The 10,590-nt window shown below is 39.0% G+C and carries 8 protein-coding genes, 16 tRNA genes, 1 rRNA gene, 1 pseudogene and 1 riboswitch; of the genes and pseudogenes, 1 reads left to right on the forward strand and 25 read right to left on the reverse strand.

Annotated features, from left to right (window positions below; genetic code table 11):
- Positions 1-52 precede the first annotated feature (52 nt).
- Positions 53-1,018, reverse strand: a complete 966-nt coding sequence (locus BTHG_RS08295; RefSeq protein WP_010283713.1) for a DMT family transporter — start codon at positions 1,016-1,018, stop codon at positions 53-55.
- Between the two features lie 139 nt (positions 1,019-1,157).
- Between BTHG_RS08295 and BTHG_RS08305 the strand changes: the two are divergent.
- Positions 1,158-2,029: pseudogene (locus tag BTHG_RS08305) on the forward strand (LysR family transcriptional regulator).
- Between the two features lie 331 nt (positions 2,030-2,360).
- On the opposite strand, the gene BTHG_RS08310 reads toward BTHG_RS08305, so the two are convergent.
- From BTHG_RS08310 to rrf, 24 genes are all read right to left on the reverse strand, one after another.
- Positions 2,361-3,113, reverse strand: a complete 753-nt coding sequence (locus tag BTHG_RS08310) for a hypothetical protein (RefSeq protein ID WP_010283716.1) — start codon at positions 3,111-3,113, stop codon at positions 2,361-2,363.
- 76 nt (positions 3,114-3,189) lie between these two features.
- On the reverse strand, positions 3,190-3,663 hold the full coding sequence (locus BTHG_RS08315; RefSeq protein WP_010283717.1) for an Hsp20/alpha crystallin family protein: 474 nt from the start codon (positions 3,661-3,663) through the stop codon (positions 3,190-3,192).
- A gap of 148 nt (positions 3,664-3,811) precedes the next feature.
- Entirely contained in the window at positions 3,812-4,321 is a 510-nt protein-coding gene (locus tag BTHG_RS25730; protein ID WP_010283718.1) for an Hsp20/alpha crystallin family protein, read from the reverse strand.
- A 23-nt stretch (positions 4,322-4,344) separates the two neighbouring features.
- Positions 4,345-4,587: a spore germination protein gene (locus tag BTHG_RS08325; RefSeq protein WP_010283719.1), complete on the reverse strand. Its 243-nt coding sequence runs from the start codon at positions 4,585-4,587 to the stop codon at positions 4,345-4,347.
- 81 nt (positions 4,588-4,668) lie between these two features.
- Positions 4,669-4,914, reverse strand: a complete 246-nt coding sequence (locus tag BTHG_RS08330; protein WP_010283720.1) for a spore germination protein — start codon at positions 4,912-4,914, stop codon at positions 4,669-4,671.
- Positions 4,915-5,043: 129 nt separating this feature from the next.
- Entirely contained in the window at positions 5,044-6,312 is a 1,269-nt protein-coding gene (locus BTHG_RS08335; protein ID WP_010283721.1) for a cation:dicarboxylate symporter family transporter, read from the reverse strand.
- A 109-nt stretch (positions 6,313-6,421) separates the two neighbouring features.
- Positions 6,422-6,575, reverse strand: a riboswitch (cyclic di-AMP (ydaO/yuaA leader).
- Positions 6,576-6,698: 123 nt separating this feature from the next.
- The gene (locus BTHG_RS08340) at positions 6,699-8,333 is read right to left on the reverse strand and encodes a thiamine pyrophosphate-binding protein (RefSeq protein ID WP_010283722.1); all 1,635 of its coding nucleotides are present in this window, start codon (positions 8,331-8,333) and stop codon (positions 6,699-6,701) included.
- Positions 8,334-8,563: 230 nt separating this feature from the next.
- Positions 8,564-8,645: transfer RNA gene (locus BTHG_RS08345), tRNA-Leu, on the reverse strand.
- 29 nt (positions 8,646-8,674) lie between these two features.
- A tRNA-Leu gene (locus tag BTHG_RS08350) sits at positions 8,675-8,760 on the reverse strand.
- Positions 8,761-8,797: 37 nt separating this feature from the next.
- Positions 8,798-8,871 (reverse strand) — tRNA-Cys (locus BTHG_RS08355).
- A gap of 2 nt (positions 8,872-8,873) precedes the next feature.
- Positions 8,874-8,948: transfer RNA gene (locus BTHG_RS08360), tRNA-Gly, on the reverse strand.
- Between the two features lie 25 nt (positions 8,949-8,973).
- A tRNA-Gln gene (locus BTHG_RS08365) sits at positions 8,974-9,048 on the reverse strand.
- Between the two features lie 60 nt (positions 9,049-9,108).
- Positions 9,109-9,181 (reverse strand) — tRNA-His (locus BTHG_RS08370).
- Positions 9,182-9,192: 11 nt separating this feature from the next.
- Positions 9,193-9,266 (reverse strand) — tRNA-Trp (locus tag BTHG_RS08375).
- Between the two features lie 28 nt (positions 9,267-9,294).
- A tRNA-Tyr gene (locus BTHG_RS08380) sits at positions 9,295-9,379 on the reverse strand.
- Between the two features lie 15 nt (positions 9,380-9,394).
- A tRNA-Thr gene (locus BTHG_RS08385) sits at positions 9,395-9,470 on the reverse strand.
- Positions 9,471-9,478: 8 nt separating this feature from the next.
- A tRNA-Phe gene (locus BTHG_RS08390) sits at positions 9,479-9,554 on the reverse strand.
- A gap of 15 nt (positions 9,555-9,569) precedes the next feature.
- Positions 9,570-9,645 (reverse strand) — tRNA-Asp (locus BTHG_RS08395).
- Between the two features lie 93 nt (positions 9,646-9,738).
- Positions 9,739-9,815: transfer RNA gene (locus BTHG_RS08400), tRNA-Met, on the reverse strand.
- Positions 9,816-9,978: 163 nt separating this feature from the next.
- Positions 9,979-10,054: transfer RNA gene (locus tag BTHG_RS08405), tRNA-Val, on the reverse strand.
- Positions 10,055-10,057: 3 nt separating this feature from the next.
- Positions 10,058-10,132, reverse strand: a tRNA-Glu gene (locus BTHG_RS08410).
- A 33-nt stretch (positions 10,133-10,165) separates the two neighbouring features.
- Positions 10,166-10,257, reverse strand: a tRNA-Ser gene (locus tag BTHG_RS08415).
- Positions 10,258-10,260: 3 nt separating this feature from the next.
- Positions 10,261-10,335: transfer RNA gene (locus tag BTHG_RS08420), tRNA-Asn, on the reverse strand.
- A 10-nt stretch (positions 10,336-10,345) separates the two neighbouring features.
- Positions 10,346-10,461: ribosomal RNA gene (gene rrf / locus BTHG_RS08425) — 5S ribosomal RNA — on the reverse strand.
- Positions 10,462-10,590: the final 129 nt, after the last annotated feature.

Here is a 10,590-nt window from a genome sequence, read left to right on the forward strand (position 1 = left end):
GCCAATGACAGGATTGGCTTCTTTTCTTAATTTTTTCAATTAGTAGTATTCGTTAGGATGCCCGCTGTTGCAAATTTGGTTGAACCATCGGCTTGCGCTCTTTCTTTTGCCACCTAACAAAAAGATTGTTTGCCACGAGTGAAAGGATAATAAAGACCGTACCTAGAATATCAAACAGTGTAACATCATAGCCTTGATAAATCGAAACTAAAAGTGTGGTAACAGGAACAAAGTTAATGAATAACAATGCATTAATTGCTGATAAAATACTCACCCCAATATTCCAACCGAGCAAAGCAATCAATCCAGGAAATACAATCATAAACAGTAAATGCGGCGCTGTTGCCGTAATCTCTTCTTCAGTTGGAACAGATACATATCCAATCAAAGTCGCTCCTGCTACAACCACTCCTGCTGTTATCGTTCCGAGTAAACAGCTTAATGTTGAATATCGCAAAACAGACCAATCGCTAAACTTACTTCCTCCCATTGTATATATCACCCATCCAACAACTGCAAGAAAGATAAGAATAGAAGGAATAATATTGTCTGTCGCAGTTAGAAATGATTGAATATCACCTTTTGTAATTACGAATACTGCACCAATCAATGACACGACTACACATGCTAATGTGAATAAATGAGGACGTTTTTTCAAAAACATCCAGATGATCACAATCGATATCATTGGCATTAGTGACTCATTAATGGATGCAACCATCACTCCAGGCTCACCCAATAAATCCTCTCCCCAGAAGATAAATAGATTATAGACCGTAAAGGCCATTGTTCCAAAGAACCACAATTGTTTGCCTTTACCCTCAAATCGAAACGCTTGTTTTCCTTCTTTCCAGAACAGCATGGCTACCAAAATAATCGTTACTGCCCCATACCGTATGATTGTAAAATAAAATGGATCAATATGTGAAAAGGCTGCATGTGCAACAGGAAACATGGCTCCCCAAGAAACCGCCGCAATAAAACACAAAACAGCTCCCAATAATACATTATTTCTCACTTTCTTCTGCCTCCCTGAATTACTAATAGACTGATTATCTATCTTTTTTGATATCTTGTAAAATGAATAATAATGATTAACTACCATCATTTTTCGTGATATCATAAGAATATCAATTCATTACAGGAGGAGATTAGTAATGGAATTTAAAGACTTAGAGATTTTTCAGTTAGTTGCGGAAAAAGGAACCATTACTGAAGCAGCAAAAGACTTGAAATACGTGCAATCAAATATTACATCTCGAATCCGAAAGTTAGAAGCGGAAATGAATACTCCGTTGTTTAATCGTCATCGTCGTGGGATGAGTTTAACTCCAGAAGGAAAAAACTATTAACCTATAGTCAAAAAATCTTATCCTTAACAGGAGAAATGAAACAGGCTGTTCAAACCAATAAGGAACCATCAGGAAAATTAGAAATTGGGACAGTAGAAACTGTAATTCATTTACCTAGGATCTTGTCTAGCTATGTAAAAAAATATAAAGACGTTGATTTATCTGTATTTACCGGTGTGACTAGTTCACTAGTGGAGGAAGTCTTAAATCATAGATTGGATGGTGCATTTATCACTGAATCAGATTTACATCCCGACCTTGTATCCTATGAGGTGTTTCAAGAAGAACTAGTCCTTATTTCTGATAAACGTGTTTCCACGCTTAACGAGGTAGTGGAAGAACCTATTTTATGTTTTAGTAAAGGGTGTGGATACCGGGCACGCCTCGCAGAATGGTATCGGGATCAAAACATAGCCCCTCAAAAAATAATGGAATTCGGCACATTAGAAACCATCTTGCGTAGTACTGCAATGGGACTTGGTATTGCATTCGTTCCAAAATCAGAAGTGAAGCAAATGGAAAAGGATGGACTCATCCAATTTCATAAACTTCCAGAGCAATATAGTAAAATAAAAACTGTCTTTATAAGAAGATCAGATTCATACTTAACACCAACAATTGAGAAATTTATTGAAACAATTGAATCAAGTAAACAAGAGAGTATTTTTTCCGAATAAATCCTGACAAAATCAAAAATCCTCACAATCATTTGTGGGGATTTTTGAGTGTAGACAAAGTCGGTGCTAACTTTGTCTACACGAATTTTTAAGGATATTTAAATTTTAACTCAAGTCCCAGACTGTCTTAAAAGCACTTTTCAGACAAGGCGCGATGCTGAGCGAAGACGCGAATAGAAGTTGCCGAATGAGCGGAACGAGCGAGCAAGCAACGCAGTATGCGAGCGTTTGTCAACAGTCTGAAATCCTCACCATCTTTTGTGAGGATTTTTTGTTAATACCACTAGTAATTCTTAAGTTCAGGTCTCCTGCATAGGAATAAAAAAGATTTCTAATCTTCTATATTAATCTCTTCTCCTTCTTCATTCATATCGACAGTTTCTCCTACATTTTCCTCTTTATTTGCGTCAGATTGTTCCGATGTACCTCCACTATTTTGTTCATTGTTCTTTTCTTTCTTAAAATCATTCATAGTAGATAAAAAATCCTCCGCCAAGTCTGACGGGATAATTCCCGTTCCATATGTAGCTCCAACGTTTAAACTACCACTTAAATCTCTTACTCCAAGGTGAGCGATATTATTATTCAGTTCATAATTGTCAATTAGCACACGTTCAATCTTTATATCTTGATAAACGACTGGGAGTTCGTTTGATTTCTTTTGATTATCCAATGCACCTTTTATTTCGTGAAATTCCTTAAGGATATGGTTATTCTCAGATTCACACTGCTTGATCTGCTCTCTTAAGCTAGATATGTCATGAGTAATTGAATCTAGCTGTTCCTTTAGTTTGTCCAAATCGTGAAACCACTGAGCCCTCAGTCTTTTTTCCACAGTGGCAATGATTTTCGCTTCAAAATCATCAGGTATACTATGATATTGCTTTTCCTTCTTCCCTTTGGCTGCTGATTCTTCTAATGCACTCATGGTGGAAAAGGCAAGAAAGTTGCTTTCCATTTTTAAGAATCGTTTCATTGTCACTTCAAGAGTATTGATTCTCTTAAACTCCCTTTCAAGCTTTTCAATCCTCTTTTCTAAAGCCACCTGGTTATTTTCCTTATGAACATTTCTTTTAAAGGGCATCTTTATCATCACCACTCTTTTTTCACTCAATTGCTAATAGCTTATTTATGGATTCGATATTTTTTGGAGAAGTAGTTTATTCGATTATGACAAGCTCCTCTGGCTCTATTTTTCTTTGATAGGTAATAACGAGAAGCCCATGATTGTATCTGGCTCTTATCGGATTACCGTCAGTTGGTTCTGGAAGTTCGATTGTACGCTCAAATTCTCCGTACACACGCTCATTTTTTAAGGTTGTATCTGGTTTAAATGGTAATCTTGAAATACCCCTAATTGTTAATTTTGTACCAATGACTTTTAGCTGGATGTCTCTTTTATCAATACCAGGGATTTCTATTAAGATGACAATCTGAGTGTCAAGCATGAAGATATCAATTGGAGGGAATTCAACCGATTCAGTTGTCCGGCTAGCTTGCTGTACATCTTGTTCGGATTTCATATCCTGCATAAATTTTCTCGCGGTTTCTTTATCAAAGATATGATTCCAAAAATCACCCGCTTGATATTTTTGGGCAACTTCCATCCACTGCTTAAGCTTTTCAAAATCCACGATGCTTCCCTCCCATATTCCACATGACAAGTAAAATAGTACTTCCTTCTATTACTAATCATATTGTTCGATTGACGTTTCATTCCTGTAATTTCGTCACAATGGCCCCAATGTGTTATTTAACTAATGAAATAAGACGCCCATCTGTTCAATCAATGGGAGGGACATCTATTTGTGTATATTGCATATCTGTTGCCTTTGGTAGTTTGATTTGAAGATATTCATCTTTATAACTGGTAGTTGCTCCTTTTTTCTTTACAATCTCAGGCAGTGCGAACTCATGATAACTTTCCTCATTCGGATAGCCTTCAATAATGATGGTATTAGATGTATGAAAAATTTTGACGTTTGATAATTTGGTCGAATCCTTTATTCTAAATTTCACATACACGTGATCATGAGAATCAAATATGGTTGGAGTTAGTTCACTTGCTTTCGTTTGTTCAGGTAAAGAAACTTCTCCATCTTCACTCACCTGGTTCTCATGAAAGGCACGTTGTATAACAGACGCATTATTTTGAAAGAGATCTAGGGAACTTGACATAGATTTCGAGATGGACTCTTGAACAAATTTTTCAATGCTCGAAGAATGTCCCGAATGTTTCATCAACTGCTGCATAATATCCTTAAACGGAAAGAGAGATTGAAAGGGGAACATCTGATAACCTCCTAATACTAAAATTAAAATTGATTTGAAACCGGGAAAGATGGATTGAAGATTTGGTCTTGATCTGTAACATCTGTATCAAAATAACCTTCTGCAATTAAAGATGAATTGGGTGATAAATCCCCTAAAGAAAAGCTTAATCCTACATTTTTTGAATTAGCTGTGTGGCTGTTATGAACAGTACCGCCAATACCAAAATTCGCATTTTGACTCATATTATTCGTTCTTATATTAAAGATATTAATCATGTAAGGCATCTTATTTATTCCTTTCTCTTTGACATTATCATTCAGCATACGTCTATGCGTAAGGAAATTTTGCCAAGAAATGGATAGTTCTCAATCCTGAGCAATATTTTTCACAACTGCTGGGTTTCCGATATCTCCTTGATCATTTAAATCTGGATCAATAAACACATTCTCCATCCCTGAAGATGTTGGTGAAAGATCACCATAGGATGAATTTTCCCCTTGCGACTTGGAATTTGCTGTGTGAGCATTATGAAAGGATTCACCAATATTCACTGAACCGTTGTTCGAAATACTATTTACTTTCATGCTGTAAATATTGATATGTGTTGGCATATTGATTTCCTCCCCCTTCATGTTCTTTTATCTTATGCAATACTCATGCAGGCTGTTATCCATATTTTGAAGATGTTACATTCATAAAAAAATAAGCGCGTTTCTATACAATAGAAATGCGCTTATTTTTTATGATGCTTCAGCTTCTCTCATAGTATCAACTTCTACAGGAGGATTAAATTTCCCTTCCCATTTTGCGACAACGAGAGCTGCTAATGAATTACCTACCACGTTAACCGCCGTACGACCCATATCTAAAATACGATCAATACCCGCAATAAAAGCTAAACCTTCAGCAGGTAAACCCATTGTACTAAATGTTGCTAAAAGTACCACAAAGGATACACCAGGTACTCCTGCCATCCCTTTAGATGTTACCATTAACACTAACATGAGTGTTATTTGTTGCCCAATACTTAAGTCAATCCCGTACATTTGGGCAATAAATAAAGAGGCTATTGCTTGATATAAAACAGATCCATCCAGATTAAAGGAATAACCTGTTGGAATAACGAAAGTCGCTATATGCTTAGGACTTCCTGCTTGCTCCATTTTGTCCATAATTCTCGGAAGTACCGTTTCTGAGCTTGCTGTTGAAAAAGCTAAAATTAACTCTTCCTTAATCAGCCTTAGCAATTTAAAAATACTGAACCCAACAAATTTTGCTAACAAGCCTAAAACTACAATAACAAAGAAAATCATCGTTCCATAAACAGTAAGAGCTAACTTACCTAATGGAATAAGTGATGCAAAACCATATTTCGAAATCGTGACACCGATTAATGCAAAAACACCAATTGGAGCATATTTCATAAATAAGTTCGTCACGTAAAACATGGCATTTGCCATACCTTCAAAGAAACGTAAAACAGGTTTTCCTTTTTCGCCAATCGCAGCAATTCCTAGACCAAATACAACAGCAAAGAAAATGATGGCTAACATATCGCCTTCAACCATTGCTTGAATTGGATTTGTCGGAACAATATGAAGCAGTGTATCGGTAATCGATTTGCCTTCTTGTTCCTCTGATGTGTGTACATAATTAGATATGTCACTTTGTTCTAACTTGTCCATATTTAGACCAGTACCAGGCTGAATAAGATTGGCAGCAATAAGGCCAACCGCAATCGCAACTAATGTCATACTTATAAAATAAGTAAGGGACTTAGCACCTAATTTACCAACCGATTTCAAATCACCAACACCAGCAATGGCAACGATGATACTAGAAAGTACAATTGGTACGACAATCATTTTAATTAATCGGATAAAAAGGTCACCGAACGGCTGTAGAACACTCTGTGCCGTTGCACTCCCATAGAAGATTCCACCGACGATAATCCCTAATACAAGACCGATAAAAATTTGAGTTGCTAAACTTAATTTAAACTTTTTCATAAATTTCCTCACCTTCTTGATGTTTTTAATAAAAGAAATTCTAGGCAAGGGAAACAAATAGTCCGATATAATATAATTTCGATCATTATCGAAATACTATTCTATTATACTGTTTCCACTTAATTGCTTACGAGGTTAGCTTTCAGGTTAGGACTATGGGAAACACTGAGCCCCTTCTTTAATAGAATTCACCAATAGCGGATATCTCCGCATGAATAATTTGGGTCCCCCGCTCTTAAAATAAGATTAAGCAAAATAACACTATTTAAATTTTATCATCTAAATACTATATTAGTAAACTATTGATTATTTCCAATAAGAAGGGCCTGTTCCCGATTAACTAATACATTAATTGAGAACAGGCAAAACTAGTTGCCTAAGACCCGTTACCCCTTTGTTTCGGGATGGACTATCGGAGCAGTTTCAACCACTACCAGTGTGGGTCCATTATGTAAAAGTGCCTTATTCAGTGTTTCTTCTAATGCACTCTCTTCTGTAATAGAATAGCCTTTCCACGAGCAGGCCTCAGCTATTTTTGCGAAATCAGGGTTTGTTAAGTCCACATCCTTTTGAATACTTCCGCTGGCAATCATTTTATCCCGTTCCATTTGTAATGCATGGTTATTGAATATAACTACTGTGATATTTATGTTGTATCGCACAGCAGTTAGCAAATCAGCTAGCGTCATTTCTAACCCACCATCTCCAACAATCGCAACCACTTGTTTTTCTGGTAAGCATAATTTAGCAGCAAGTGCGGCAGGTAAACCAAATCCCATTGTTCGCCATTCTCCGGAAAAGATAATCTGTTGTTTTGTTGAACGGAAATTCCGATTAAACCAAACTGTTACATCACCTGTGTCAAGAGTAATAACAGCATCCTGTTTTACACTATTTTCAATTGCTCGAACGATTCTCGATGGATGGATAGGTTGTTCAGTTTGTAACCCTTCTTGCTCGTTCTGTTTTTCCCATTTGTCTTTTACGGTTAGAATATTTGTTACCCATGTTTGATTTTGTGTATAAGTCCCGAGACTTTCTGTTAAGAGTGGAACAAGCCTTTCAGCTGAACCTATTATCCCTAGCTCAACAGGTATACCGTTACCAACATTCTCTTTTTCTATATCAATTTGGATTACTTTAGCATGTTGAGGTACATACCCTTCTGGCCACCACAAATTTCCTATTAGTAAAACAACGTCTGATTGCTGAAATAGCTGCTTAGCATAAGGATTTCCTCCTTGGCCAATCCCACCTAATAGGCTTTTACATGAGTCGTGGAAAACCCCTTTCGCACCTAAACTAACAAGGATTCCAGCTCCCCATATGTCCGCTAACTTCTCTATTTCACTTACAGCTTGTTTTGCCCCAAGACCTGCTAAAATCATCGGTTTGTTAGCTGTTTTCAATACCTCAACAACCTTTATGATCTCCTTTTCATCAATGAGGGTATTGCCCTGAATCATTTTAGGTTCTGGGTAAATTTTTGCTGCTGAGTTCATTGTAAATAGATCCTTGGGAACAGATAAATGTGAAACAGCACCTTTTACAAGGGATGTCTTCATTGCTTTTGATAGTAAATCTGTAATTGCGTCGGGATGGGCAAGGAGAGACGTATATTCCGCAAGTGGTTTTATCAGTTCTTGTTGGTCAATATACTGCTTATAGTCCGTTCCTATTTTGGGTGTAGGAGCCTGTCCAGTTATGGCAAGTACAGGTGCTTTATCCAAATAGGCATCTCCAAGACCATTCAGTAAATTACCCAAACCTGGCCCCATTGTTGCAAGACAAACACCAAGTCTTCCCGTTACCTTTGCCTCAGCTGAAGCCATCATAGCTGCAACCGATTCATGTTTCACTGCAATAAATTGGATGGTATCTTGCCGTGCTAGCTCATCCATAAACCCAATAATGGCATCACCAACAACCCCATAAATCCTTTTAACTCCCCACTTCTCAAGTTGCTTTAGGATAAGTGTAGCAACTGTTTCATTCGTTGATTGATCAGATTCAGAAATCACGATGCATATGTCTCCTTTTATCTCTTTTTGCTTATCCTTCCAAATGCTGTACGTTTATATGCAAGAAGCGGAATCGTTCAAAGTGCAGTATAGCTCTGACTGGATATGAACTTATAAATTATCATTGGATACTCATAATTGGATGAGTGGCTATTACGATATAAAATGCCAGGTTAAACGTAAAAAAACGACGTTTCTGTTAAGAAACGTCGTTTTTACTATTTCTTTGATACCGGTGGTCGGGGTCGAACCGACACTCCAGAAGGAACACGATTTTGAGTCGTGCGCGTCTGCCAATTCCGCCACACCGGCATATATAGAAAGAAAAAGACATCTGAAGATGCCGAGGACCGGAATCGAACCGGTACGGTAGTCACCTACCGCAGGATTTTAAGTCCTGTGCGTCTGCCAGTTCCGCCACCCCGGCAAGTTATAATAAAACACTTACATTCAGTTTAAATTAATGGAGGCGGCAACCGGATTCGAACCGGTGGTAAAGGTTTTGCAGACCTCTGCCTTACCACTTGGCTATGCCGCCATTGGAGCGGAAGACGGGATTCGAACCCGCGACCCCCACCTTGGCAAGGTGGTGTTCTACCACTGAACTACTTCCGCAAAGTAAATTATTAAAATGAAAAAATGGCTGGGCTAGCAGGATTCGAACCTACGAATGACGGAGTCAAAGTCCGTTGCCTTACCGCTTGGCTATAGCCCAATAAAGAAGCTATTGAATCCTCATAGCTGAGTGTTCATTAAAACATTTTAAAAACAAAAGGGCGGCTGATGGGAATCGAACCCACGAATGTCGGAACCACAATCCGATGCGTTAACCACTTCGCCACAGCCGCCACAATGATTATGGCAGGGGCAGTAGGAATCGAACCCACACTGGAGGTTTTGGAGACCTCTGTTCTACCGTTAAACTATGCCCCTAATATATAAAATGTTACAAAAAAATAAATGGTGGAGGGGGACGGATTCGAACCGCCGAACCCTGAGGGAGCGGATTTACAGTCCGCCGCGTTTAGCCACTTCGCTACCCCTCCACATATTAAACTAAATGGTGCCGGCTAGAGGACTTGAACCCCCAACCTACTGATTACAAGTCAGTTGCTCTACCAATTGAGCTAAACCGGCAAAAAATATGGTGGCTCAGGACGGAATCGAACCGCCGACACAAGGATTTTCAGTCCTTTGCTCTACCGACTGAGCTACTGAGCCACATATGTAAAATAATGGCGGTCCCGACCGGGATCGAACCGGCGATCTCCTGCGTGACAGGCAGGCATGTTAACCGCTACACCACGGGACCAAATATTTAATATATTCATTGAATATTTCGTCTTTTGTTTCAAGATAAATATTATTTTACTATATTATTATACACTAGTCAACAACTTTTTTTTGGTTGCGGGGGCAGGATTTGAACCTACGACCTTCGGGTTATGAGCCCGACGAGCTACCAGACTGCTCCACCCCGCGATAATAGAAAATATAATGTTTTATTATGCGCATAGCTTGCGCAATACTGTCCCTTCCTCTGCTAGCTTATTCTAGAAGCAATATCCGTCGAGACAACTCGCAGTATTCCGATGATGCAACGCGCTCGTTGCTCCACCCCGCGATAATATAAAAACTATTTAAATGGTGGAGGATGACGGGATCGAACCGCCGACCCCCTGCTTGTAAGGCAGGTGCTCTCCCAGCTGAGCTAATCCTCCAATTGGTGACCCGTACGGGATTCGAACCCGTGTTACCGCCGTGAAAGGGCGGTGTCTTAACCGCTTGACCAACGGGCCAACTTGCTTTCGAAAAATATATTTAAAACGTAGTGGCGGAGAGCAAGGGATTCGAACCCTTGAGACAGTGTTGACCGCCTACACGATTTCCAATCGTGCTCCTTCGACCACTCGGACAGCTCTCCAAATGGCTCCGCAGGTAGGATTCGAACCTACGACCGATCGGTTAACAGCCGATAGCTCTACCACTGAGCTACTGCGGAACGATACAAAACCTAGCGACGTCCTACTCTCACAGGGACAAAGTCCCAACTACCATCGGCGCTGAGAAGCTTAACTTCCGTGTTCGGTATGGGAACGGGTGTGACCTTCTCGCCATCGTCACTAGATAAAGTAAAGACAAGTATTATTATACTATCTTTAGTAAATATTTCAAGAAGAAATTTTCATTCCTTCAAAACTAGATAACGCTCCAACATTCATAAAGTTATTTGTCTAGCTCCGGCTCCTAGCCTCTT

It is taken from the genome of Bacillus timonensis (assembly GCF_000285535.1).
Lineage (GTDB): Bacteria > Bacillota > Bacilli > Bacillales > Bacillaceae_L > Ferdinandcohnia > Ferdinandcohnia timonensis.

Bases quoted from the DNA above. Each gene is read 5' to 3' on its own strand.
- BTHG_RS08310 (WP_010283716.1), bottom strand. From the start codon at position 3,113: ATGCCCTTTAAAAGAAATGTTCATAAGGAAAATAACCAGGTGGCTTTA.
- BTHG_RS08335 (WP_010283721.1), bottom strand. From the start codon at position 6,312: ATGAAAAAGTTTAAATTAAGTTTAGCAACTCAAATTTTTATCGGTCTT.
- BTHG_RS08325 (WP_010283719.1), bottom strand. From the start codon at position 4,587: ATGCCTTACATGATTAATATCTTTAATATAAGAACGAATAATATGAGT.
- BTHG_RS08330 (WP_010283720.1), bottom strand. From the start codon at position 4,914: ATGCCAACACATATCAATATTTACAGCATGAAAGTAAATAGTATTTCG.
- BTHG_RS25730 (WP_010283718.1), bottom strand. From the start codon at position 4,321: ATGTTCCCCTTTCAATCTCTCTTTCCGTTTAAGGATATTATGCAGCAG.